At 65.4% G+C, this 24683-nt stretch carries 25 protein-coding genes and 1 tRNA gene; 19 read left to right on the top strand and 7 right to left on the bottom strand.

Features of this window, described 5'->3' with window-relative positions:
* Positions 1–16 precede the first annotated feature (16 nt).
* The 11 genes from Y882_RS03355 (at position 17) to Y882_RS03305 (ending at position 9524) form a co-directional block, all read left to right on the top strand.
* Positions 17–1279: a molybdopterin molybdotransferase MoeA gene (locus Y882_RS03355; protein ID WP_046970465.1), complete on the top strand. Its 1263-nt coding sequence runs from the start codon at positions 17–19 to the stop codon at positions 1277–1279.
* Positions 1276–1623, top strand: coding sequence for a hypothetical protein (locus tag Y882_RS03350; RefSeq protein ID WP_046970464.1), 348 nt, complete (start codon positions 1276–1278; stop codon positions 1621–1623). The genes Y882_RS03355 and Y882_RS03350 overlap by 4 nt, the downstream gene beginning before the upstream one ends.
* Before the next feature lie 75 nt (positions 1624–1698).
* A complete protein-coding gene (gene modA, locus Y882_RS03345) occupies positions 1699–2472 on the top strand; it encodes a molybdate ABC transporter substrate-binding protein (protein ID WP_052949641.1) in 774 nt (257 codons plus the stop codon).
* Positions 2473–2481: 9 nt separating this feature from the next.
* The gene (gene modB / locus Y882_RS03340) at positions 2482–3165 is read left to right on the top strand and encodes a molybdate ABC transporter permease subunit (RefSeq protein WP_046970463.1); all 684 of its coding nucleotides are present in this window, start codon (positions 2482–2484) and stop codon (positions 3163–3165) included.
* A complete protein-coding gene (gene modC / locus Y882_RS03335) occupies positions 3158–4258 on the top strand; it encodes a molybdenum ABC transporter ATP-binding protein (RefSeq protein ID WP_211259109.1) in 1101 nt (366 codons plus the stop codon). Before modB ends, modC begins: the two co-directional genes overlap by 8 nt.
* Before the next feature lie 54 nt (positions 4259–4312).
* Positions 4313–5515, top strand: a complete 1203-nt coding sequence (locus Y882_RS03330; protein WP_211259108.1) for a molybdopterin molybdotransferase MoeA — start codon at positions 4313–4315, stop codon at positions 5513–5515.
* Position 5516: 1 nt separating this feature from the next.
* Positions 5517–6563, top strand: coding sequence for a GTP 3',8-cyclase MoaA (gene moaA / locus Y882_RS03325; RefSeq protein ID WP_046970461.1), 1047 nt, complete (start codon positions 5517–5519; stop codon positions 6561–6563).
* A gap of 84 nt (positions 6564–6647) precedes the next feature.
* Entirely contained in the window at positions 6648–7142 is a 495-nt protein-coding gene (gene moaC / locus Y882_RS03320) for a cyclic pyranopterin monophosphate synthase MoaC (RefSeq protein WP_046970460.1), read from the top strand.
* The gene (locus Y882_RS03315; RefSeq protein WP_046970459.1) at positions 7139–7738 is read left to right on the top strand and encodes an NTP transferase domain-containing protein; all 600 of its coding nucleotides are present in this window, start codon (positions 7139–7141) and stop codon (positions 7736–7738) included. Before moaC ends, Y882_RS03315 begins: the two co-directional genes overlap by 4 nt.
* Positions 7735–7977 carry a MoaD/ThiS family protein gene (locus tag Y882_RS03310; RefSeq protein ID WP_046970458.1) on the top strand — a complete coding sequence of 81 codons (243 nt, stop codon included), beginning with the start codon at positions 7735–7737 and terminating at the stop codon, positions 7975–7977. The genes Y882_RS03315 and Y882_RS03310 overlap by 4 nt, the downstream gene beginning before the upstream one ends.
* A complete protein-coding gene (locus Y882_RS03305; RefSeq protein WP_046970457.1) occupies positions 7974–9524 on the top strand; it encodes a ThiF family adenylyltransferase in 1551 nt (516 codons plus the stop codon). Before Y882_RS03310 ends, Y882_RS03305 begins: the two co-directional genes overlap by 4 nt.
* A 77-nt stretch (positions 9525–9601) precedes the next feature.
* On the opposite strand, the gene Y882_RS03300 is transcribed toward Y882_RS03305, so the two are convergent.
* Positions 9602–9686 (bottom strand) — tRNA-Leu (locus Y882_RS03300).
* A 147-nt stretch (positions 9687–9833) separates the two neighbouring features.
* Here Y882_RS03300 and rnr point away from each other — a divergent pair.
* The 4 genes from rnr to sugE all read left to right on the top strand — a co-directional run bounded on the left by rnr (position 9834) and on the right by sugE (position 13915).
* Positions 9834–12437 carry a ribonuclease R gene (gene rnr, locus Y882_RS03295; protein WP_046970456.1) on the top strand — a complete coding sequence of 868 codons (2604 nt, stop codon included), beginning with the start codon at positions 9834–9836 and terminating at the stop codon, positions 12435–12437.
* Complete coding sequence (gene rlmB / locus Y882_RS03290; protein ID WP_046970455.1) at positions 12434–13180, top strand: 23S rRNA (guanosine(2251)-2'-O)-methyltransferase RlmB; 747 nt, start codon at positions 12434–12436, stop codon at positions 13178–13180. The genes rnr and rlmB overlap by 4 nt, the downstream gene beginning before the upstream one ends.
* The gene (locus Y882_RS03285) at positions 13177–13464 is read left to right on the top strand and encodes a CBU_0592 family membrane protein (protein WP_046970454.1); all 288 of its coding nucleotides are present in this window, start codon (positions 13177–13179) and stop codon (positions 13462–13464) included. Before rlmB ends, Y882_RS03285 begins: the two co-directional genes overlap by 4 nt.
* 127 nt (positions 13465–13591) lie before the next feature.
* The gene (gene sugE, locus Y882_RS03280; protein WP_046970453.1) at positions 13592–13915 is read left to right on the top strand and encodes a quaternary ammonium compound efflux SMR transporter SugE; all 324 of its coding nucleotides are present in this window, start codon (positions 13592–13594) and stop codon (positions 13913–13915) included.
* A 105-nt stretch (positions 13916–14020) separates the two neighbouring features.
* Here the strand turns inward: sugE and phoU are convergent, their stop codons facing one another.
* The 6 genes from phoU to rnt all read right to left on the bottom strand — a co-directional run bounded on the left by phoU (position 14021) and on the right by rnt (position 19762).
* A complete protein-coding gene (phoU, locus tag Y882_RS03275) occupies positions 14021–14755 on the bottom strand; it encodes a phosphate signaling complex protein PhoU (protein WP_046970452.1) in 735 nt (244 codons plus the stop codon).
* Positions 14756–14848: 93 nt separating this feature from the next.
* Positions 14849–15664, bottom strand: coding sequence for a phosphate ABC transporter ATP-binding protein PstB (gene pstB / locus Y882_RS03270; protein ID WP_046970451.1), 816 nt, complete (start codon positions 15662–15664; stop codon positions 14849–14851).
* Positions 15657–16532 (bottom strand): phosphate ABC transporter permease PstA, encoded by an 876-nt coding sequence (pstA, locus tag Y882_RS03265; RefSeq protein ID WP_046970450.1) that lies wholly within the window; start codon positions 16530–16532, stop codon positions 15657–15659. The genes pstB and pstA overlap by 8 nt, the downstream gene beginning before the upstream one ends.
* On the bottom strand, positions 16532–17551 hold the full coding sequence (gene pstC, locus Y882_RS03260; protein ID WP_046970449.1) for a phosphate ABC transporter permease subunit PstC: 1020 nt from the start codon (positions 17549–17551) through the stop codon (positions 16532–16534). Before pstC ends, pstA begins: the two co-directional genes overlap by 1 nt.
* 181 nt (positions 17552–17732) lie before the next feature.
* Entirely contained in the window at positions 17733–18764 is a 1032-nt protein-coding gene (gene pstS, locus Y882_RS03255) for a phosphate ABC transporter substrate-binding protein PstS (RefSeq protein WP_156171313.1), read from the bottom strand.
* 338 nt (positions 18765–19102) lie between these two features.
* On the bottom strand, positions 19103–19762 hold the full coding sequence (gene rnt, locus Y882_RS03250; RefSeq protein WP_046970448.1) for a ribonuclease T: 660 nt from the start codon (positions 19760–19762) through the stop codon (positions 19103–19105).
* 213 nt (positions 19763–19975) lie between these two features.
* Here rnt and Y882_RS20740 point away from each other — a divergent pair, with 213 nt between their 5' ends.
* From Y882_RS20740 to Y882_RS03230, 4 genes are all read left to right on the top strand, one after another.
* Complete coding sequence (locus tag Y882_RS20740; RefSeq protein ID WP_052949639.1) at positions 19976–21610, top strand: hypothetical protein; 1635 nt, start codon at positions 19976–19978, stop codon at positions 21608–21610.
* Positions 21611–21824: 214 nt separating this feature from the next.
* Positions 21825–22175 carry a hypothetical protein gene (locus Y882_RS03240; protein WP_156171311.1) on the top strand — a complete coding sequence of 117 codons (351 nt, stop codon included), beginning with the start codon at positions 21825–21827 and terminating at the stop codon, positions 22173–22175.
* A 210-nt stretch (positions 22176–22385) separates the two neighbouring features.
* Positions 22386–23069: a carbonic anhydrase gene (locus Y882_RS03235; RefSeq protein ID WP_046970446.1), complete on the top strand. Its 684-nt coding sequence runs from the start codon at positions 22386–22388 to the stop codon at positions 23067–23069.
* Positions 23070–23081: 12 nt separating this feature from the next.
* Positions 23082–24593 (top strand): SulP family inorganic anion transporter, encoded by a 1512-nt coding sequence (locus Y882_RS03230; RefSeq protein WP_046970494.1) that lies wholly within the window; start codon positions 23082–23084, stop codon positions 24591–24593.
* The last annotated feature ends 90 nt before the right edge of the window (positions 24594–24683 follow it).

Here is a 24683-nt window from a genome sequence, read left to right as displayed (position 1 = left end):
CGGGCTCCACTTCTGCATGATTGGCTACGACGACGCACTGCTTGAGCTCCTGCGGCACGTGCGACGGTTGCCGGCACAGTCATGCAAGATCGCCGATGCCCTGAGCGCTGTCGTGGCGGTCGATGTGGCGAGTCCCATGGACTTGCCGTCGTTCGATCACTCGGCGATGGATGGCTATGCGCTGCACGCAGACGAACCCTTGGCCGCCGGCAGCGAGCATGCGGTGCAGGGCTCGCAGGCCGCTGGCGATGCCTCGCGTGCATCGGCGGGCATGGCCTGGGAAATCATGACGGGGGCGCGTCTTCCGCAGGGGCTGGACACGGTGGTGCCGGTGGAGCGCACCGCGTTGCTGGAACGGCGTGAGGATGGTTCGCCAGCGCGCATCCGGTTGCTCGACGCCGTGACACCCAGGGCCAATGTGCGCTACGCCGGCAGCGATGTGGCCAAGGGCCGCGTGGTGATCAAGGCGGGCACGCGCATCCAGGCCAGTCAGCTGATGCTGCTGGCAGCGCTGGGTGTGGCTCAAGTAGATGTGCTGCGCGCGCCGCGGGTCGCCATCATCTGCACTGGCAAAGAATTGCAGGCCGACCTGACGCAAGCGTTGGGCGACGGTCAGATCTATGGTTCCAACGGGCCTTACCTGGTGGCTGCATTTGCCGCGATGGGCGTGCAGGTAAGTTCGTGCGAAACGGTGGACGATACGAGCCACACCTTTGTCGCCGCCGTGCGGCGCGCACAACAGGCAGGCGTCGATCTGATCGTCAGCACGGGCGCCGTGTCCATGGGGCGTTATGACTTCGTGCCGGATGCACTGGTGGAACTCGGCGCGCAGGTGCTGTTCCATAAGCTCGCCATTCGTCCCGGCAAGCCGCAACTGGCGGCGGTGCTGGGGGATGCGATGGTGTTTGCCTTGCCGGGCACGCCGATGGCGGTGGCCGTGGGCTTGCGCTTTCTGATCGATCCCGTGCTGCGAGCCATGCGCGGACAAGCCCCCGAACGCACGTGGCAGGCCGTGTTGGACACGCCCCAGCAACTCAAGCCCGGGCTTCGCCACTTCCTGCGCGCCACGCTGACGCAGGATGAGCAGGGACGGCTTCACGCGAACGTGCTGGCGCAGCAGCAACCCTTCCGCATCCAGCCGTTCGCGCAGGCCGACGCCTGGGTGGTGGTCGAGGAGGAAGCCGGTGAGGTGGCCGCCGGGCAGGTGGTGACCGTCGCCAGCCTGCACCCGGACGCCGTTGGCTGGGCCGGATGGGATCAACCTGGAGCCGCATCATGAAACTGCAGATCGAAGGCCAAAACCTGCGCGTGCGCATCGGCGAAGAGGAACTGTCCAGGCTGCTGGTCGGCGAGCCGCTGGTATCGCAGACGCGCTTTACCAGCAGCCTGTCGCTGTCGTGCACGCTCAAGGCGGTGCCGAGCGAAGCCGCCCGTTTCACCGGCCAGCCCGATGCCTGGGTGATCGATCTGCCCGATTCCCTGGTGCGGGCACATGCCGCCAACCTGCCCACGCGGGAGGGTTTGACCTTCCAGCTGGAAAGCGGGGAGGGCGATCCGCTGGAGCTGCTGTTCGATGTGGACGTGCGCGACAGCGTCCGCCATCGTCGCGCGCCAAGGCCGTAGCGTTGACATGACGCCGGTTACGGTTGGGCTAGTCTTGAGCCGTTGGATCGGCCACCACGATCAGGAGCAACACCGATGATGCGTCGACTATGGCAGGGCTTGCTGGTATCGGTTTTGGTAACGGCATCGTCGATGGCCGCCGCCGCTGATAATCACATCACCGTCGCTGCCGCCGCAGATTTGCACCAGGCGCTTGACGATGTGGTCGCGGCCTATCGCCACGATCATCCCGATAGCCGCATTGAGGTGGTGTACGGATCATCCGGCAACCTGTCCACGCAGATCGAACAGGGCGCGCCGTTCGACCTGTTCTTCTCGGCCGACAGCAGCTATCCGCAGCAGCTGGTCGAGCATGGCAAGGCCAGCGGCACGCCGGTGCCTTATGCGCTCGGTCACCTGGTGATGTGGAGCGCCAGCATCGACATGAAGGGCGTGCAGGTGGCGGATCTTGCGCAGGCACGGTTCGGTCGCATCGCGATCGCCAATCCGCAGCACGCGCCGTATGGCAAGCGCGCCGAACAGGCGCTGCGTGCGGCCGGTGTATGGGACAAGGTGCAGTCGCGCCTGGTGTTTGGCGACAACATCGCGCAGACCGCGCAGTTCGCGCAGAGCGGCAATGCACAAGTGGGCCTGGTGGCCGAATCGCTGGTGCTCGGCTCGTCCGTCAAAGGCAGTTTCGAGCCGGTGCCGTCGTCGCTGTATGAGCCGCTACGGCAGAGTTTCGTGATCACCCAGCGCGGCGCGAACAACACACTCGCGCAGGATTTTGCGCGCTACGTGCAGACTGCGCCGGCCAAGGCAATCCTCTCGCGCTACGGTTTCAACCTGCCGGAAGACGCCGCGCACTGAGCGCCCCCCATGGCCTTGTTGAGCGAAGCGGACATCGAGGCGCTGGGCCTCACCCTGCGACTGGCGACCACCGTCACCGTGTTGCTGCTGGTGCTGGGCCTGCCGCTGGCCTGGTGGCTGGCGCATACGCGTTCGCGCTGGCGGCGCCCGATCGCGGCCGTGGTGGCCTTGCCCCTGGTGCTGCCGCCGACCGTGCTGGGTTTCTATCTGCTGATGCTGCTCGGGCCCGATGGTTGGGTAGGGCGTGCGTTCGCGGCCATGGGACTGGCGGCCTTGCCATTCACCTTCCAGGGGTTGGTCGTCGCCTCCATGCTGTATTCGCTGCCGTTCGTGGTGCAGCCGCTGCACAACGCCTTCGAAGCGGTGGGCGAGCGACCGCTGGAAGTGGCCGCCTGCCTGGGCGCGAGTCCGCTCGATCGATTCTTCAACGTGGCCTTGCCGCTGGCCTTGCCCGGCGTGATCACGGCCGCCGTGCTCGGCTTTGCGCACACGGTGGGCGAGTTCGGCGTGGTCCTGATGATAGGCGGCAATATCCCCGGCCAGACCCGCGTGCTGTCGATGCGCATCTACGACCACGTACAGGCGGGCGAGTACCACCAGGCCAATGTGCTGTCGCTGTGTCTGCTGGTGGTGTCGTTTGCCGCCTTGCTCGCCATGTCGCTGTTGCGCACCCGCAGGCAGGCGCGTGACTGAGCGGCCGGACGAGAGCCCATTGGGACTGGACGCCAAGCTCGCCTGGCGCCGCGGTGCGCTCGCCTTTGAGGTCGACCTGACCCTGCCGCCGCGGGGCATCACCGCCTTGTTCGGACCCTCCGGCGCCGGCAAGACCAGCTGTTTGCGTGCGATGGCGGGACTGGAGCGCGATGCCGTCGGGCGGGTGAGTTTTGGGCAGACCGTGTGGCAGGACAGCACGCACCGGGTGTTCGTGCCGCCGCATAAGCGGCGGATCGGCTACGTGTTCCAGGAGGCGAGCCTGTTCACCCATCACTCGGTGGCGGGCAATCTCGATTTTGGCTATCGCCGCGCCGGACGCCCGGCGCATCTCGATCGCGAGGGCTTGATCGACCGCTTCGGTTTGCGGCCCCTGCTCGAGCGTCGCGTCGATGGCTTGTCAGGCGGCGAGCGCCAACGCGTGTCGATGGTGCGTGCACTGCTGTCGGATCCGGCCCTGCTGATGTTCGACGAACCGCTGTCCGCGCTCGACGGCCCGGCCCGTACCGACTTGCTGGAATGCCTGGAATCGCTGCATGCCACGCTGCAGGTGCCGATGATTTACGTGAGCCACAACGTGGACGAAGTTGCCCGGCTGGCCGATCACCTGGTGCTGATGGAAGCCGGCCACGTGGTGGCCCAGGGCGGCCTGCAGGACACCTTGACCCGGCTGGACCTGCCGCCGGCCCTGGGCGATGCGGTGGGAGCCGTGATCGAGGGCGAGGTGGTCGCCTACGACGCCCACGACCAGCTGATCGAGCTGGACTTTGCGGGAGGTCGCCTGTGGTTGCCCTATCGCCACGAGCGCGTGGGACAGCGTTTGCGCTGCCGCATCAGCGCCCGCGACGTCGTGTTGAGCACCACGCCCCAGACCGGCACCAGTGCGCTCAACCAGCTGCCGTGCCGGATCGTGGCAGCCGTCGATGCCGGACAGTCCTCGCAGGTGCTGGTGCAACTGGACGCCGGCGGCTGCATGCTGCTGGCCCGCATCACGCGGCGTTCATGGCATGCGCTGGGCCTGCCGCCCGGCAGCACCGCCTGGGCGCAGGTGAAAGCCGTTGCGCTGGGCATCTGAGCGGCGCGCTATGCTCGACGCCATGCGGTCACCCTTCCTTGCATGATTCCCACCATGAGCGAATTGACCAGCGTCAGCCAAGCCCAAGCCCTGATCGCCGAACATATGCCCTCGTTTGGCAGCGAGCGCGTGCCCTTGGACGAGGCGGTGGGACGGGTACTTCGACAAGCGGTACATGCCGAACACGATCATCCGCCGTTCGACCGGGTGATGATGGACGGCATCGCCATCCGCTGGTCAGCCACCATGCCCCGTCGCCTGCGCGTGGTGGGCGCACAGATGGCCGGCATGCGCAGGCAGACGCTGCCCTCCGGCAACGACTGCCTGGAAATCACCACCGGCGCGATGCTGCCCGAGGGTGCCGACAGCGTGATTCCAATCGAGCAGCTGCGGCGCGATGGCGAGGACTATGTGCTGTCCGACGATTGCGCGCCGGTAGCCGGGCAGTTCATCCATCGCCGCGCCGCCGATTGCGCACAAGGAAGCTTGCTGTTGTCGCCGGGCATGCGTCTGGGTCCGGCTGAAATGGCCTTGCTGGCGGCCAATGGCGTGGCGAACGTCGAGGTTGCGGTGATGCCCTCGATCGCCATCGTGTCCACCGGCGATGAACTGGTGGACGTGGGCGAGGCGCTGGGCGAAGGACAGATCCGCCGCTCCAACGACAGCGCCGTACGCGCCGCCTTGCGGCTGGATGGATTGGAGCGCGTGGTGATGGAACATATCGTCGACGACGAGGCCGTCACCAGCCAGCGCATTGCCGAGCTGCTGGAACGGCACGATGTCTTGCTGCTGTCCGGCGGCGTCTCGATGGGGCAGCGCGACTACGTGCCGGCGGCGCTCGCGGCCCAGGGCGTGCGAAAGGTGTTCCATCGCATCGCCCAGAAGCCGGGCAAGCCGATGTGGTTTGGCATCGGTCCGCGTGGCCAGGCGGTGTTCGCCTTGCCTGGCAATCCGGTATCGGCACTGGTATGCGCCACGCGCTATGCGCGGCCCGCGCTGCGCGCCGCACAAGGCGTTCCTGCGCCGGCGCCGGAATGGGTTTGCCTGGACAGCGATGTGGACGTCAACCCGTCGCTGGCGAGCTTCGTGCCCGCCCGCGTGCAATCCGATGCTCAGGGACGGTTGATGGCCTATCCGGTACCGTCCAAGACCTCGGGTGATTTTTCTTCGCTGCCCCGTACGCAGGGATTCGTGCAGTTGCCGCCCGGCCAGGGCAAGGCGGCTGCCGGCAGCGTGGCTGCGTTTTATCGGTGGTGAGATGAGCGCGATCAACAGCCTCAATCAGGCCTCAGCTTTGCCGGTCGACCAGCTCGGCCGGTCGCTGCACGACCTGCGCATCTCGGTGATGGATCGCTGCAATTTCCGTTGCCCGTATTGCATGCCCGAGTCGACCTATGGCGAGCACTTCAACTTCCTGCGCAACGACGAACGCCTGAGCTTCGACGAAATTGAGCGCCTGTGCCGGCTGGCGGCGACGCTGGGGGTGAGCAAGCTGCGCCTCACCGGCGGCGAGCCCTTGCTGCGGCCACATCTGGCTGAACTGGTAGGGCGGCTGCGTCGGCTCGATGGCATCACCGATCTCGCGCTGACTACCAATGGCGTGCTGCTTGCGCGGCATGCCGCCGAGTTGCGCGATGCCGGCCTGGACCGCGTGACCATCAGCCTGGACACACTCGATCCGGCGCTGTTCCACCGCATGAGCGGTGGCCGCGGCGCGCTGGACGATGTGCTTGCCGGCATCGAGGCCGCGCAGCAAGCCGGTTTTCCGCACGGCGTGAAACTCAATACGGTGGTGCAGCGCGACGTCAACGAGCACACGGTGATCGATCTGCTGGAACGCTTCCGCGGCAGCGGCATCGTCGTGCGCTTCATCGAATACATGGATGTGGGCAATCGCAACGACTGGCACGCCGATCAGGTGGTGCCTTCGGCGACCCTGGTCCAGCGCATCCACACGCGCTGGCCGCTGCGCGCTGTGCTGCCCAAGTACGCTGGCGAGGTGGCGACGCGCTACCGCTTCGACGACGGCGCAGGCGAGATCGGCATGATCTCCTCGATCAGCCAGCCGTTCTGCGGCGGCTGCACGCGGGCGCGCCTCTCGTCCGAGGGCATGCTCTACACCTGCCTGTTCGCCACCCAGGGCGCCGATCTGCGCGGCCCTCTGCGTGCAGGAGCCAGCGACGACGCGTTGACCGAGCTGCTGCGCCAGACCTGGCTGGGGCGCCACGACCGCTACAGCGAGGAGCGGGCGGAGCACCATGGCAAGGCGCCGCGGAAGATTGAGATGCACTACATCGGGGGCTGAGGGTGGCGAGCAGGGACAACACGAATTCTTCATCCTTCCCGTCGCCAGTGGATCAATAATCAGGCCATTCCCCCGGAGCTTGCCGTGACAGCCACACCCACCCAGCTTTCCCACGTCGACGACGAGCAGCAACCGCGCATGGTCGACGTGGGCGCCAAGGCGATCACCCGTCGCACCGCCCAGGCCAGCGCACGGGTGACGTTCCCTGCCGAGGTGGCCGCGCGACTGCACCAAGCGGGCTACGTCACCCCCAAAGGCGCCGTACTCACGGTGGCCCAGATCGCCGGCGTGATGGGCGCCAAGGCCACGCCGCAACTGATTCCGCTGTGCCATCCGCTGAGCATCGATCGATGCGACGTCAGCATCCGCATGGAAGGCGTGCACGCGCTGATCGATTGCACGGTGTCGTGCAACGGCCGCACCGGTGTTGAAATGGAAGCCTTGACCGGGGCCAGCATCGCTGCGCTTACCATTTACGACATGTGCAAGGCGATGTCGCACGAGATCGTCATCAACGAGGTGCGGCTGGTCGGCAAGTCCGGCGGCAAGCAGGATTTCAACACGACGGAGATCGCATGAGCGGTACACCGGCTCCGCTTTACGGCTTGCTCCTCAGCGGCGGCGCGAGCCAGCGCATGCGCCAGGACAAGGCTGCGCTGGACTATCGCGGCGAGCCGCAACTGCTGCGTGCTTGGCGCCTGCTCCAGGCGGTGACCGAGCAGGCCTTCGTCTCGGTGCGCGAGCACCAGCGCGGCGATGCCTTGCGCGCCACGCTGCCGCAGATCGTGGACAGCTACGAGGCGGTGGGGCCGGTGGCCGGCATCCTGTCCGCGCAGGAGCGTCATCCCGATGCGGCCTGGCTGGTGCTTGCCTGCGATCTGCCGCTTCTGGACAACGACACGCTGCGCGGCCTGATCGACGCGCGCGATCCGCAAGCCTTTGCCACGGTGTTCGCCAGCAGCCATGACGGCCTGCCCGAACCGCTGTGCGCCATCTGGGAGCCGCGCAGTCATGCACTGCTGCGCCAGCGCTACGAGGACGGCAGCTTTTGCCCGCGCAAGGCGCTGATGCAATCGAACATCGTACTGTTGCCCGCGCCAGGCGATGCGCTGGACAACGTCAATACGCCCGAGGAGCGGCAAGCCATGCAACAGCGTCTGGAGTCCTTGGCATGACCGTGGTGAACCTCCAGTACTACGCGCAATTGCGCGAACAGGCCGGCACCAGTGCCGAGCAGGTCGACACCGCCGCCCGTTCGCTGCGCGAGCTATATGAGGAGCTGCGTATCGCCCGAGGTTTCTCGCTGGCGGCCGACGCGCTCAAAGTGGCGGTGAACGCCCAGTTCAGTGCATGGGAGCGCCCGCTGCGCGACGGCGACACCATCGTCTTCATTCCACCGGTGGCTGGCGGATGAGCCGTTTCGAACTTTTCAGTACGGTCGTCGATACCAACGGCCAGCGCGACCGGCTGCGTCATCCGGCCAGCGGCGGCTATTGCGCCTTTGAAGGCTGGGTCCGCAACAGCAACGAAGGGCGTGAAGTCGACGGGCTGTCGTACGAGGCTTATGCGGAACTGGCCATCGCTGAGGGCGAGCGCATCGTTGCCGAGGCCATCGAGCGTTACGGCGTCACCGATGCGCGCTGCGTGCATCGCACCGGCGATCTGAAGATCGGCGACATGGCCGTCTGGGTCGGCGCATCCGCGCCGCACCGCGACGAAGCCTTTCGCGCCTGCCGCTACATCATCGACGAGATCAAGCACCGCCTGCCGATCTGGAAGAAGGAACATTACGTCACCGGCGAATCCGACTGGGTCGCCTGCACGCATGTCTATCGCGAGCACGAGCACGAAGGTCACCAGCATCATCACCATGCGCATGCCGCACCGTTTGTGCCCGACTATTCGCGCCAGACCCGACTGCGTGAAGTGGGCGAAGCAGGGCAGGCGAAACTCGCCGCATCGCGCGTGCTGGTGATCGGCGCCGGTGGTCTGGGCTGCCCGGTGATCAGTTATCTCGCCGGCGCGGGCATCGGTACGCTGGGCATCGTGGACGGCGATCGCCTTGACGCGAGCAACCTGCATCGGCAGACCATGTACGACGCGCAAGACATCGGCGAGCTGAAGGCCGAGCTCGCCTCGCGCCGCGTGGCTGCACTCAATCCGACCGTGCAGGTGCAGGTATGGACGCAGCCGCTGGATGCGGGCAACGCGGTCGATGTGTTCCGCCAGTTCGACCTGGTGATCGAATGCACCGACGATATGCGCAGCCGCTATCTCAGCAGCGATGCGGCCGTGATCAGCGGCACGCCCTTGATCCTGGCCAGCATCTACCAATACGAAGGCCAGCTGCAGTTCGTGGCCGCCAAGCCGGGTGCGCCGTGTTTGCGCTGCCTGTGGCCGCAGGAGCCCTCGCCGGAATCGGTGGGCAGTTGTGTGCTGTCGGGCGTGCTCGGTCCGGTGCCGGGCGTGCTGGGTGCGATGCAGGCCAACGAAGCACTGAAGTATCTGCTCGGCTTGCCGCAACCCCATGCCGGCGCGTTGTCGCTGGTGAACCTGATCGACCTGAGCATCCAGCACTTGCCGATCGATGCGGCCGGCGGCTGCGCTGCGCATGGCGGTTGCGTCGAGGTGGCGCGTCGCGCGCTGGCTCGTTCGGTGGACGAGCGGGAGATCGACCTGGTGTTCGATCGACTCGACGATGCCATCGCCGCCGGCTATCGGTTGGTGGATGTGCGCGAGGCCGACGAGTTGGTCAGCGATCCGATGCCGGTGGCTGGCGCGATGCACGTGCCTTCGGCTCAAGTCGCCGAGCGGGCAGGGGAATTCATCGACGGTCGCTATCTGCTCGTATGCGCCAGCGGTCGGCGCAGCGGACATGCCGCGCGTCTGTTGCGCGGCGAAGGTGTGCAGAACGTGTATTCGCTCGCGGGCGGACTGCACGCGCTGCGCGTGCCGGGGTGAACGTGCAACGCGTGTCGCATGCGCACGCAAACGCCAGACGCGAAAAAGCCCGCATCGCTGCGGGCTTCGTCTACAATTGGTGCCCAGGAGAGGACTCGAACCTCCACGGTTTTACCCGCTAGTACCTGAAACTAGTGCGTCTACCAATTCCGCCACCTGGGCAGGTGTCACGTGAGCTTTTTGGGCTGCGTGAGCCGCGTAGATTAGGCATGTGTCGGTGGGTTGTCAACTATCCTTTCACGGATTTTTTTCGGACCGACACTCCTCGGGTCCGCAAGCCCCATAAAACCAACTAAAAAGGCATAGGAAGTGACCAGAAAAAAAGAACCGCGCAGCAGCAAGCCGGAGCCAGGCTCCAAGGCGCCCACGCCCAAGAGCGGCAAGAGCGGCGGTGGCCGCGGCCGGCGCTCGGCGGTGGAACCGAGCCGCCCGCGCGAGGGCGTGGTGGGTGATCCGCACGCGGAGCGCGAAGCGCAGCGTTACGAGCGCCCCATCCCCAGCCGTGAGGCCATCCTCGCGCTGCTCGAACAGCGCGGTGAATTGCTGACCGAAGCGCGCATGGCCGAAGCGCTGTCGCTGTTTGACGAATACGAACTCAATGCTCTGCGCAAGCGCCTGGGCGCCATGGTGCGCGATGGCCAGCTGCTGCTGGGGCGTCGCGGCGGCTATGCGCCGGCCAACAAGCTGGACCTGATCCAGGGCGTGGTGCTGGCCAATGCCGAGGGCTACGGCTTCCTGCGTCCGGATGGCGGCGGCGAGGACCTCTATCTCTCGCCTCAGCAGATGCGCATCGTGTTGCACGGCGACCGCGTGCTGGCCAGCGTGGTCGGCATCGACCGGCGCGGTCGCAAGCAGGGCGCGATTGTCGAAGTGCTGCAACGCCGCTCGCCGCGACTGGTCGGTCGCGTGGTGATCGAGAATGGCGTCACCCTGGTCGCGCCCGATGACCGCCGCGTGCATCAGGACGTGATGATCGTGCCCGGCCAGGACATGGGCGCCCGCTCCGGCCAGATCGTGGTGGCCGAGATCACCGACCCGCCGACGCCGCATCGCGGCCCGATGGGCGCTATCCGCGCCGTGCTGGGCGAACGCCTGCAGCCCTCGCTGCTGGTGGAGATGGCGATCGCCAGCCACGACCTTCCGCACGACTGGCCCGACGCGGTAATCCGCGACGCCGCCCAGGTCGAGCCGCAGGTGACCGCGGCCGAACGCGAGGGCAGGGTGGATCTGCGTTCACTGCCGCTGGTGACCATCGATGGCGCCGACGCGCGCGACTTCGACGATGCGGTGTTTGCCGAACCCAAGCGCGGCGGCGGCTATCGCCTGGTGGTCGCCATCGCCGACGTGTCGCATTACGTGAAGGTGGGCTCGGCGCTCGACAAGGAAGCCTACGAGCGCAGCACCTCGACCTATTTCCCCGGCTTCGTGGTGCCGATGCTGCCGGAGACGCTGTCCAACGGCATCTGCTCGTTGAATCCCAAGGTCGAACGCCTGTGCATGGTGTGCGACATGGTGGTGAACGAGGAAGGCGAGGTCGTTCGTTCCAAGTTCTACAACGCGGTGATGCGTTCGCATGCGCGCCTGACCTACGACCGCGTGTGGCAGGCGATTGGCCTCAACGATGCCGACGCGCGCCACGAGCTGGCCGACGTGATGCCGCAGATCGAGCATCTGCACGGCCTGTACAAGCTGATGGCCGCGCAGCGCAAGCGCCGTGGCGCGATCGATTTCGAAACGCCTGAGGTGAAGTTCCGCCTCGACCAGCGCGGCGAAGTGGAATCCATGGGCGCCACCGAGCGCAACGACGCGCACAAGCTGATCGAGGAATGCATGATCGCCGCCAACGTGCAGGCGGCCTTGTTCCTCGAAAAGAAGAAGATCCCCGCGCTGTTTCGTGCGCACGAGCCGCCGCCGGCTGAGAAGTACGAAGACCTGCAGAATTTCTTGCGCGAGTTCAAGCTGCGCATGCCGCCGGTGGAGGAAGTCACGCCGGGCGACTACGCAGACATCCTGCGCCTGGTGCACGACCGCCCCGAGCGCGAGCTGATCCAGTCGGTGCTGCTGCGCTCGCAGAGCATGGCGGCCTATCAGCCGGACAACCGAGGCCACTTCGGCCTCGCGCTGGAGGCGTACGCGCACTTCACCTCGCCGATTCGTCGTTATCCGGATCTGCTGGTCCATCGCGCGATCCGCTACGCCATTGCCGGCGGCAAGCCGACCGCGTACAGCTATACCCCGAGCGAGATGGCCGCCATGGCGGTGCATTGCTCGCAGCGCGAGCGTCGTGCGGAAGAGGCCGAGCGCGATGTGGACGAGCGCTTCAAGTGCGCCTGGATGTCCAAGCACGTGGGCAGCGAGTTCGACGGCACCGTCACTGGCGTGACCTCGTTCGGCTTGTTCGTGGAGCTGGACGAGTCGAAGGTGTCGGGGCTGGTGCATATCAGCCAGCTTTCCAACGACTACTACCACTTCGATCCGGTGCGTCACCTGCTGAAGGGTGAGCGCAGCGGCGCGCAATTCCGTCTCGGCGACCATGTGCGCGTACAGGTGCTGCGGGCCAGCCTGGAAGACCGCAAGATCGACTTCCGCCTGGTCGCGCCGCGCAAGGAAGGCCTCGTGCCGCCGAGCAGCGAGCGCCGCTACAACTACGCCGCGGCCGGCGATCGCTATTCGCTGCCCAAGGGCGGCAGGGGGACACCACGCCCGGCCGCGCGCGATAATGCACCTCCCCAGGCAGCGCGCACGCCGGTTCATACCGACGCGCCCGTGGCCGGGAAGAAACCGGCCGGCGGCAAGAGCATGCTGGCCAAGGCCAAATCGGCCGCCAAGGGCAAGTTCAACGCGGCCAAGGCTGCAGCGTCCAAGGCGGTCTCCAAGGCCCGCGGGGCCGGCAAGAGCAAAGGCAAAAAATGAGTGACAGCTGGATCGTCGGGATCAACCCGGTCGAAGGTGCCCTGAGCAACGACGCCTCGCGCGTGCGCGAAGTGCTGGTTGAACAGGGCCAGCGCAATGCGCGCGTGCAGGAACTGGCGACGCGCGCCAAGGCCCTGAATATTCCCGTGCATCATCGTTCGCGCGACGAGCTTGATCGCGTCTCGGGCGAAGCACGCCATCAAGGCATCGTGGCCCGCTACGAAGCGCCGCCGATGGGTTCGGAGAACGACATCGAGCGACTGCTCACCGAAGCCGGGCAGAACGCGCTGGTGCTGGTGCTCGACGGCGTCACCGATCCGCACAACCTCGGCGCCTGCCTGCGCAGCGCGGCGGCGGCAGGCGCGACCATGGTGATCGTGCCGAAGGATCGCGCCGTGGGCCTCACGCCCGTGGTGCGCCGCGCCTCGGCCGGCGGTGCCGATCGTGTGCCGCTGATCGCCGCCACCAATCTGGCCCGCGCTTTGCGCACGCTCAAGGATGCCGGCGTGTGGATCACCGGCCTGGCCGGAGATACGGAAACGTCCGTCTACAGCATCGACATGCGCGGCCCGGTGGCGGTCGTGCTGGGCAGCGAAGGCGAGGGCATGCGCCGCCTGACCCGCGAGACCTGCGATTTCGTGGCGCAGATCCCGATGCCGGGTGTGATGGAGAGTTTGAACGTGTCCGTGGCGACGGGCATCGTGCTGTTCGAGGCATTGCGACAAAGGAGTGAAAAGCGATGACGTTCTTCTGGTATGACTGGGCCGGTTACATCGGTGTGGTGCTGGTGCTGTCGTCCTTCCTGTTGCTGCAGGCGCGCAAGCTGCACGGCAATGGCCTGGTCTATCAGCTGATGAACGTGTTTGGCGCGCTGGGTGTGGTGCTGTCGCTGCTGTTTGGCGTGGCGATCAATTGGCCCGCCTTGCTGATGGAGGTGGCGTGGATTGCCATCGGCATCTTCGGCATCGTGCATTCGGCCCGCGCACGTCGCGAAGCCCGCGAACTGGGCAGCAAGTTCACGCCCTGACGCAGCGTTCAGGCGTCGCCAGTAAAATGCCCGGACCGGTTCTGCAATGGAACCGGTCTGCGGGGACGGCCCCGCACGCATGTGTCTACGGCAGGGACGGCCCTGCTCCTGTCCAGAGGAGCGCGTCATGTCCTGGACTTATCTCTTGCTCGCCGGACTGCTCGAAGTGGTCTGGGCGATTGGACTGAAGTACACCGAAGGCTTCACGCGGCTGTGGCCGAGCGTCATCACGGCATCGGCGATGCTCGCCAGCATCATGCTGCTTGCAATGGCGGTGAAGAGTCTGCCGATCGGTACGGCTTATGCGATCTGGACCGGCATCGGCGCCGTGGGCGCGGTGATACTCGGCATCGTGCTGTTCGGCGATGCGGCCTCGCCGTTGCGGCTGGCCTGCGTGGGGCTGGTGGTGCTGGGGATGGTGGGGTTGAAGCTGACTGGCGGGGCGCACTGACCAGGCGTAGAAAACATTGTGGGAGCGCACCCTGTGCGCGACTGTCACGTTTCAGCGTGACGCAGTCGCGTACAGGGTGCGCTCCCACAGGAGCGCCTGTTGCCTTTATTCGGGCTTGTTGCCCAGCTTGGTCAACTCAGGATTGGACGTGAAATCCCGCTTCGCACGCTGCGCCGTAAGCGGCTCGCCATTCACCTGATACCAGATGCTCTCGGCGATATTGGTGGCATGGTCGCCGATGCGCTCGATGTTCTTGGCCATGAACAGCAGATGCGTGCACGGCGTGATGTTGCGCGGATCTTCCATCATGTAGGTGAGCAGCTGGCGGAAGTAGCCGGTATAGGCTTCGTCCAGCTCGGCGTCGTCCTTCCACACCTGGTAGGCGCGCTCGGCATCGCGGTCGCGGTAGGCGATCAACACATCGCGCACTTCCTGCGCGGCAAGCTCCGCCAGGTAGCCCAGGCCGCTGGTCGGGCTCACCGGCGCCACCATCGACAGCGGGATGGAGCGCTTGGCCACGTTGGCGGCGTAATCGCCAATGCGTTCGATGTCGGCGGCGATGCGCAGCGCGGCGAACACATTGCGCAGGTCGCCGGCGATCGGCGCGCGCAGGGCGAGCAGACGCACCACGTCGTGGCTGATTTCCTGTTCGAGCAGGTCGATGGCGTCGTCGTTGTTGACCACATGCTGCGCAGCGCGCTCGTCACGGCGGTCGATCACGTCGATGGCTGCTTCCAGCTGGCTCACGGCAAGCTCGCCCATGCGGACGATTTCGCCGGTGAGGCGGGTCAGCTCGTCGTCGTAGCTCTTGATGATGTGTTCTTTGCTGCTGCCGCTCATTTGGATTCTCTTGTGAGTCCAGTAGGGGAGGGTGAGGTTTCGTGACCCCTCACCCCAGCCCTCTCCCCCCGGAGGGGAGAGGGAGCATATCGGTTAGCCGAAGCGACCGGTGATGTAATCCTCGGTCTGCTTCTTGCCCGGCTTGGTGAAGATCTGTTCGGTGCGGTCGAATTCGATCAGCTCGCCCAGGTACATGAAAGCGGTGAGGTCCGAGCAACGGGCCGCCTGCTGCATGTTGTGGGTGACGATGACGATGGTGTACTCGCTCTTGAGCTCTTCCACCAGCTGTTCGATGCGGCCGGTGGCGATCGGGTCGAGCGCCGAGGTCGGTTCGTCCAGCAGCAGCACTTCGGGCTTCAGCGCGATACCGCGCGCGATGCACAGGCGCTGCTGCTGACCGCCGGAGAGGCCGAGCGCGCTCTGCTTGAGCTTGTCCTTGACCTCGTCCCACAGCGCGGCGCTGCGCAGTGCCTGTTCGACACGGATGTCCATGTCCGCGCGCGAGAGCTTCTCGTGGTGGCGGATGCCGTAGGCCACGTTCTCGAAGATGGTCATCGGGAACGGCACCGGCTTCTGGAACACCATGCCGACCTTGCTGCGCAGGCGGTTCATGGAATAGCGCGTATCGAGGATGTTCTCCTCGTCCAGCACGATCTCGCCCTTCGCCTCGAGCTTGGGGTAGATCGCATAGATGCGGTTGAAGATGCGCAGCAGCGTGGACTTGCCGCAACCGGAGGGCCCGATGATGGCGGTGACCTTCTTCTCCGGGATGTCCATGTTGATGCCTTTCAGCGCATGGAAACCGTTGTAGTAGAAGTGCAGGTCGCGCACCTTGATCTTGGTCGGCGCAATCGGCGCGTGCGTGGCCGCGGACTGCGGGTGGATGCCGGCGGCGGCGGACTCAGTCATGGGACACCTTGTTGCGAGAGAGGACCAGACGGGAAGCAAGACTCAGCAAGAGCACGAACATGGTGAGCACGAAGGCACCGGCCCAGGCGATGGCGTGCAGGCCTTCACCCGGATCGTTGGCGTACTGGTAGATCACCTGCGGCAGGCTGGACATCTTGTCCGACGGGTTGAAGGTCAGGTAGTTGTTGCCGAACGCGGTGAACAGCAGCGGTGCGGTTTCGCCGCTGATGCGGGCCAGCGCCAGCAGCACGCCGGTGATGATGCCCGAGCGCGCGGCGCGGATCAGGATCTGCGTGGTCAGCTTCCACTGCGGAATGCCCAGCGACAGCGAGGCTTCGCGCAGGGTGGAAGGCACCAGGCGCAGCATTTCATCGGAAGTACGCACGATCACCGGCAGGGCGATCAGCGCCAGCGCGATGCCGCCGGCCCAGCCGGAGAACGTGGTGGAACCATCGGTGAGCGCCGTGCTCGGCAGCACCACGATGGTGTACACGAACAGGCCCAGCACGATCGATGGCGCCGACAGCAGGATGTCGTTGAGGAAGCGGATCGATTCGCCCAGCTTGGTGCCGCTGGCGTACTCGGCCAGCCAGGCGCCGGCGAGCACGCCGATCGGCGTGGCGATGACGATGCCGATCATGTTCACGGTCAGGCTGCCGACCATGGCGTTGAGCAGGCCGCCATCCTCGCCATAGGCGGTGATCTTGGTGAACAGCTGCGGGCGCAGCGCGCCGATGCCCTGGCGCAGCGTTTCCCACAGGATCCACGCCAGGAAGATCAAGCCGATCAGCGTGGCCACCACGCTGAGCGACAGCGCGATGATGTTCTTGATGCGGCGCTGCGTGTAGAGACTCGAATCGGTGGCCATCAGCGGCCCTCCTTATGGGCCATCTGCCGCAGCATCCAGCGTGCGATCAGCAGCACGATGAAGGTCACCACGAACAGCAGGAAGGCCAGCGCCATCAGCGTGGATTTCTGCAGGCCCGCAGCCTCGCTGAACTGGTTGGCGATGGTTGACGCGATCGACGCGCCCGGATCAAGAATCGACGGCGACAGCTTCATCGCATTGCCGAGCACGAAGGTCACCGCCATCGTCTCGCCCAGCGCGCGGCCCAGGCCCAGGAAGATGCCGCCGATCACCGCCGAGCGCGTATACGGCAGCACGATGTCCCAGGACACTTCCCAGGTGCTCGAACCCAGCGCATACGCCGATTCCTTCAGGCGCGTAGGCACCGTCTGGAACACTTCGCGCATCACCGAGGAAATGAACGGGATGATCATCACCGCCAGCACGATGCCGGCGGTGAGGATGCTGGCGCCGAACGGATAGTCGCTGCCGAACAGCTTGCCCACGAAGGGGACGTGCTGTGCCACCCACGACAGCTTGCCGTCGTCGGGTTTGTCGCCGAGGTAGTTGGTCAACCACGGCTTGATATGGTCGGCGAAGAAGGGCGCAAAAATGAACAAGCCCCACATGCCGTAGATGATCGAAGGGATGCCGGCCAGCAGCTCGATGGCCGAGGCCACCGGCGTACGCAGCCACGGCGGCGCCACTTCGGAAAGATAGAGTGCGATGCCGAAACTCACCGGCACGGCAAGCAGCAGGGCAATGAACGAGGTGGCGATGGTGCCGTACACCGGCACGAGCGCGCCGTAGGTGTCGGAACTGGGATCCCAGGCATCGCTGACCAGGAAGTGCCAGCCGAACGTGCCGAACGCATGACGGCCGCCCCACAGGGTGGCACCGGCGGCGCCGAGCAGGCAGGCCAGCACCAGCAGGGCGCAGCCCTTGAGCAGCCAGCTGAACAGGCGGTCGTTCCGGGCGTCGCGCTTGGCGCGCGCTTCCTGGGGCACGGAGGAGGCGATGGCGCCTACGTTCGCTTGCATGTGCGGAGGATTCCTCGGCATTCAGGCCAGTCCGGTGGGTGCCGGCTGGTTGATGGATGGCGCTTCCGGGCGCCTTTCAGCAACAGGCCGCCCGAGGTTAGTCGGGCGGCCGTCGTGGTGCGGTCAAGCCATCAGCTTAAGACTCGCCGGTTGCCGTAGCGTGACCGGCGAGACGCCAGCCTTAGTGCTTGTACTCGGTACCCCAGTAAGCCTCGATCTTCTTGACCAGGGTGTCCGGCAGCGCGACGTAGTCGAGCGAAGCGGCATCCTTCTGGCCATTCTCGAGCGCCCACTTGAAGAACTCGAACGCCACCTTGGTGTGCTCGGCGTTCTTGGGCTTCTTGTACATCACCACCCAGGTCGTCGCGGTGATCGGCCATGCCTGCGCACCGGAGGCGTTGGTCATGATCACGTTGAAGTCCTTGGCGCTGCCCCAGTCGGCCGTGGCAGCGGCAGCGGCGAACGCCTCGGCGCTCGGCGCAACCACCTGGCCGGCGGCGTTCTTCAGGTTCACCCAGCTGATCTTGTTCTTCACGGCATAGGCGTACTCGACGTAGCCGATCGAACCGACGATCTGCTTGACGTACTGCGACACGCCCTCGTTGCCCTTGCCGCCCACGCCGGTCGGCCACTCGACGGCCGTGCCGAACTTGACCTTGCTGGCCCAGTCGGTGCTGACCTTGGACAGGTAGTTGGTGAAGTTGAACGAGGTGCCCGAACCGTCCGAGCGATGCACCACGGTGATCTTCTTGGAGGGCAGGTTCACGCCGGCGTTCATCGCGGCGATGCGCGGGTCGTTCCACATGGTGATCTTGCCGAGGAAGATGTCGGCGAGGGTGGTGCCGTCCAGCTTGACCTGGCCCGCTTCCACGCCCGGGATGTTCACCACCGGCACGATGCCGCCCACCACGACCGGGAACTGGCCCAGGCCGAACTGTGCGAGGTCTTCAGCCTTCACCGGAGCATCGGTGGCGCCGAAGTCGATGGTGCCTTCCTTGATCTGCGCCACGCCGGCGCCCGAGCCGACGGACTGGTAGTTGAGCTTGTTGCCGGTCTTTTCGGCGTAGCCCGCGGACCACTTCGAAAGCACCGGGTAGACGAAGCTCGAGCCAGCGCCGGTGATGTCGGTCGCCTGCGCGCCTATGGCAAACAGCGAGGCCGTTGCGAACACCGCGGCCGTGCCGATGCGAGTCAGAGATTTGGTTGAGATCAACACGGTTGCTCCTTAGCGATAAGGGTTTCGGGGGATTCCCGCCCGCCGTTATTTCATGCGCGTCGTGTTGCAATGAAATGAGTTCAATGTTTCAGCGATATGACAGTGGACAAGTGTTTGTCATAAAGCATTGACTCGTAGGGGGAATCCTTTGAAAGCCCGGAGTCAAAATCCGGGTCGCACGGAACAGCCGGTCTCGCCCGGAGGACCAGGATCTCTCCTGTGGGAGCGCACCCTGTGCGCGACGGGCCTTGCAGGGCACCGCTCCGTCGGGATGTCGCGCACAGGGTGCGCTCCCACAGGTGGTGCCGAGGAGTTGCTTCAGCTCCCCGGGTGCCTCACATCGACTCAATCCCGATCTGGTCCCGCTCAAACTCCTCCAGCCGGCGCCAGCGGTTGACGATGGTGCAGAACAGCTCCGCCGTCCGCTCCGCGTCATAGATGGCGGAATGGGCTTCGCGCGTATCGAACGGAATGCCCGCGGCCTGCACCGCCTTGCTCAGCACGGTCTGGCCGAACGCAAGGCCGCTAAGCGTGGCGGTATCGAAGCAGCTGAAAGGGTGGAACGGATTGCGCTTGTGGGCGACGCGGCGCACGGCCGCATTGAGAAAGCCCAGGTCGAACGCGGCGTTGTGGCCTACCAGTACGGCGCGCTGGCAATCCATGTCGCGCATGGCGTCGCGGATCGGCTTGAACACATGGTCCAGCGCCAGGCGCTCATCGAGTGCGCCGCGCAGCGGGTTGTCCGGGTCGATGCCGGTGATCTCCAGCGCGCGCGGGTCGATATTGGCGCCGGGGAAGGGATGTACGTGGGCCGAGACCGCCGGCATGGGCTGCAGATAGCCCTCGGGAGTCATGCGCAATATGACAGCAGCGATTTCCAGTAATGCGTCGCGCTCGGCGTCGAAGCCGCCGGTTTCCACGTCCACGATGACCGGCAGGAAGCCGCGGAAGCGCTCGGCCATGCGGCCGGCCATGCTGTTATTGAGCTTATCCATCGCCTAAGCATATCAGCCGGGCTGGTGCCCCCGGGTCGTCAGCCCAGCCGGGGCGGGCGATCCGTACGTGCGCGAACGCATGTCTTTGTTCTGTCACATAACGTCCATGTAACGGTAAAGCGCGAAGCCCATCCTGCCCACCGAACCTGCTTGGACGGCCGGAGATCGAAGGGGGCGGTCCAGGTGATTCTTACCTACATGCGGAGATATTCCATGCGTTCCAAGTTGCTCGCGGTGGCGATTGCTGCCGGTTTGGGCGTTACCAGCTTCCACGTCATGGCCGATCCGGCCGGGGCGTCCTCCAAGACCAGCACGCAGTCGACGCAGTCCGCCGAGATCGAGGCGCTGAAGGCCCAGCTGCAGGCCCTGCAGGCCAAGGTTGTCGAGCTCGAGCAGCGCACTGACGCGCAGTCGGACATCAACGTGTCCACTGGCCAGGCTGTGGAGCAGGTGCAGAAGCAGGTCGCCACGACCGACGCGACGGTCAAGAAGTCGCAGGACAAGCTGGCCTATAAGGGCGTGAACATCACGCTCGGCGGCTTCCTTGCTGCTGAATCGATCTACCGTTCGGCCCAGGAAGGCGCGGATATCGCTTCGAACTACAGCGCGATTCCGTACAAGAACGTGCAGACCGCGCACATGGCCGAGTTCCGCCTCAGCGCCCGCCAGAGCCGCCTGTCGGCCCTCGTGCAGGGTGACGTGGATCCGACCACCCACCTGGCCGGCTACGTCGAAATGGACTTCCTGGGCGGCGCCCAGACTGCGAACCAGAACGAGTCCAACTCGTTCAACCCGCGCATGCGCAACGTCTACATGACGGCCGATTGGGACACCTCGGGCCTGCACCTGTTGGCCGGCCAGAACTGGTCGCTGCTGACCATGAACAGCAAGGGCATCACGCCGCGCAGCGAGCTGACCCCGCCGCAGATCGACGCCCAGTACATCCCGGGCTTCACCTGGGCACGTCAGGCGCAGATCCGCCTGGTCAAGGATTGGGACAAGAAGTACTGGCTGGGTATCTCGATCGAGAACCCGCAGACCACGTTCTACTCCAGCCCGAACCAGTCCAAGGCGCCGGTGCAGCAGACCGCTTACAACATCACTGCTGGCTCGGGTTACGACTCGGCCAACACGCTGTCGCTCAACCACATCCCGGACGTGATCGTGAAGTTCGCGGCTGACCCGGGCTACGGTCATTACGAAGTGTTCGGCCTGGCCCGTTCCTTCTACAACCGCTACGCCGTCAACGGTTCGTACCAGAACCACGACACCTGGGGCGGCGGTTGGGGCGCCGGCATGGTCCTGCCGCTCATCGAGAAGACCCTCGACTTCCAGCTCTCGGGGATGGACGGCAAGGGCATCGGCCGCTACGGCAGCTCGCAGCTTGCCGACGTGACCTTCAGCCCGAACGGCAACATCGCTCCGATCAAGGAAAACATGATCCTGACGGGCCTGACGCTGCACGCCAACCCGGATCTGGACTTCTACCTGTTCGGCGGTCGTGAGCAGTCGAGCAAGAAGGACTTCCAGGCCTACAACGGCGGCGTGGTGCAGCTCGGCTACGGCAACCCGGCCTACAACAACAGCCAGTGCGACATCGCCGGCGGCGCCAACTGCGTGGGCAACGCCCGCGAGATCTGGCAGGGTACGGCGGGCTTCTGGTGGAAGTTCTACCAGGGCAAGTTCGGCAAGATGCAGTTCGGTGCACAGTACTCGTACACGCAGAAGGAAGCGTTCGCTGGCCAGGGCTTCATCAATGGCGTGAGCGGCCCGCTCGCCAACGGCATCGCATCGCCGAAGGCCACCGAGAACATGTTCTTCACCTCCTTCCGCTACTACCCGTTCTAATCGGATCGGCGGTACGGCTATCGCAAGGGAGTTCTACCCAGGGATGGACAAACGGCGGGCTCTGGCCCGCCGTTTTTCTTTTGGCGATCGCGCGCTGTTGCATCACGACGGCGCCTCGCCAAGATGAATGTTTGCTTGCGCATGCATAAAAACGCGTCGTGGATATTTCGCAATGTCTTGCGATCTTCATGCGCTTTCCGATAACGTCAGCGGTATGACTTCGCGTCTCCACCGCTCTCGTTTCGCCACGTTTCTGGCGTGTTTGTTCGGCCTGCTACTGCTGGTCGGCACGCCCGTACGTCCGGCGCAACTGTCGCCGGCATCGTCGGCGGAAAAGGCGATGGCCACCCTGGTCATGGCTGATGATGTCGCCGATAGCTCAGCTGACGACAGCGAGCACTGCTCGCTGGAAGACAGCACCAGCAGCGGCATGGACGACATCCTCCATCCGTTCGATGTGGCTTACCTGTGGGCGCCGATGCCCCACCATGCTCCGCGCTCGCTGCACGACGAGCTGAGCCTGCACGATCCCGCGCGACTGCTGCGCCCACCCGAAGTCGCCTGAGTCGCAGCCGCTGAAGCGGCGCGCATTCCCCTCGCGTGCATGCTTTCGGGCCTGCCGCCTCCGATGGTCTTGTCAGTGAACCGATCCGCTGCCGCGGCGCGTTAGTCGTGCCTGTGCGTGGCGCTGGCCATCCGTTCTCTTTTCTCGACGCCTCGTCTGGCGCGCGTTGCGCCGTGGGCGTCGTATCCGAATCTTGTCTGGAGTATTCGCATGAAGCGTTTGATCGAAGGTTTCGAACAGTTCCGCAATGAAGTTTTCCCCGCGCAGCGCGAGGTGTTTCGCAAACTGGCGGCGGGGCAGAGTCCCAGCACCATGTTCATCACCTGCGCCGACTCGCGCGTGATGCCGGAACTGATGTTTTCCGCGCAGCCGGGCGAGCTGTTCGTGTATCGCAATATCGGCAACATCGTGCCGCCGTATGCGCAGCACGTGAGCGGCGTGGTGGCGGCCATCGAATATGCGGTGAAGGTGCTCAAGGTCAGCCACATCGTGATCTGCGGTCATTCCGACTGCGGCGCGATGAAGGCGCTGCAACATCCCGAGCTGGTGCAGGACATGCCGTCGGTCGCCGCATGGATGATGCATGCGGACGTCGCGCGTTACGTGGTTGCTCAGAACGGTCCCGGCCTGCAGGGTTCGGAAGGCCTGCGTCGTCTCACGGAAGAGAACGTAGTGGGCCAGCTGGAACACCTGCGCACGCTGCCGACGGTCGCAGCGGCAATGGCCAGCGGACAGTTGCGCATCCACGGGTGGGTGTATGACATCGAGCACGCGGGTCTGAGGGGCTTCGATGCGCAAGAGGGTCGCTTCGTGCAGATCGAGCCCGGTGCGCCGGGCTTTCCGGAAGCGACGCCGCATGCGCGTTTTGCGGTGCCTACGGCGTCGGCTGCCTAAGGATTTGTCGTGATCAGCAACTACTTCAAACAAGGGCTGTTCGGGCGTGACCTGCTCGGTTCGATCGTGGTGTTCCTGGTGGCCTTGCCCTTGTGCATGGGCATCGCCATCGCCTCGGGCATGCCGCCAGCGGCGGGACTCATCACCGGCGTCGTGGGCGGCATCATCGTCGGCGCCGTCGCCGGTTCGCCCCTGCAGGTGAGCGGACCGGCGGCCGGCCTCGCCGTACTGGTGTTCGAACTGGTGCGCGAGCATGGCGTGGTCGCGCTGGGCCCGGTCGTGCTGCTGGCCGGCCTGATCCAGATCGCCGCTGGCCTGTGCCGTGTCGGCGTGTGGTTCCGCATGTGTTCGCCGGCGGTGGTGGCGGGCATGTTGTCGGGTATCGGCGTGTTGATCGTGGCGTCGCAGCTGCATGTGCTGATGGATGCCTTGCCCAAGGCGCGCGGGCTGGAGAACTTCGCCGCGTTGCCGGGCGCGGTGATCGATGCAGTGCAGGGCGAGGTGGGCAGCCTCTCCGCCCTGGGTGTGGGCGTGGCCACCATCGCCATCATGCTCGGCTGGGAAAAACTGCGACCGGAAAAACTGCGCTTCGTGCCTGGTGCCTTGCTGGCGGTGGTCGCGTTGACGGCGACCGTGCAGTGGGCGGGGCTGGCAGTGAAAACGGTGGACGTGCCGTCGAATCTGATGGCTGCCGTAGCGATGCCGAGCTTGAGCAGTCTTTCCAGCCTGCTGGAACCGTCGCTGCTGATCGCTGCGCTGACCTTCGCCTTCATCGCGAGTGCCGAGACGCTCTTGTCCGCGGCCGCGGTCGACCGCATGCATGACGGCGCCCGCACCAGGTACGACCGTGAGCTCACTGCACAAGGCATCGGCAATACGATCTGCGGGCTGTTCGGCGCGTTGCCGATGACCGGCGTGATCGTGCGCAGCGCGGCGAACGTGCAGGCAGGTTCGGCCACACGCATGGCCACCATCATGCACGGCGGCTGGCTACTCGTGTTTGCCATGCTGCTGCCATGGTTGATGCGCATGACGCCGGTAGCCTGCCTGGCCGGCATCCTGGTCTACACCGGCATCAAGATGGTGAACTTCAGGCAGGTGACCGCGCTGGCGCAGTACGGCAAGGGCACGGCATGGATCTACGTGGCGACCACGGTGGCCATCGTCGCCACCGATCTGCTGGCCGGCGTGCTGATCGGTTTCGCCTTGTCGCTGTTCCGCCTCGCGCTGCATTCGTCGCGACTGAAGGTGGGCCTGCATCATCACGAGGAGCCGGGTACGGCATCGCTGCGCCTGGAAGGTTCGGCCACCTTCCTGCGGGTGCCCTCGGTGGCACGCACGCTGGATAGCGTGCCGCCGAATACGCGCCTGCAGCTGCAGGTGGATCGTCTGCATCACGTCGATCAGGCATGCCTGGAATTGCTGCGCGAATGGAGCAGGAATGCCTCCGCACGCGGCTGTGAGCTGGTGGTGGACTGGCAGCAGCTCAACCTGCGTGTCGAAGGCGTACGACGAGCGGCATAGGCTCGCTCGTCATCATAGGAGCTCTCTTGCCTCCCCTCTCTCCGTGGGAGAGCTCCTTGGGTCCCCGGGCGGTCGCGACGGCGTAGGTAC

It is taken from the genome of Dyella japonica DSM 16301, from assembly GCF_001010355.1.
GTDB classification, from domain to species: domain Bacteria; phylum Pseudomonadota; class Gammaproteobacteria; order Xanthomonadales; family Rhodanobacteraceae; genus Dyella; species Dyella japonica.
Note: the sequence above shows the minus strand (reverse complement) of the source record. Positions and strands in the feature narration are given on the sequence as shown.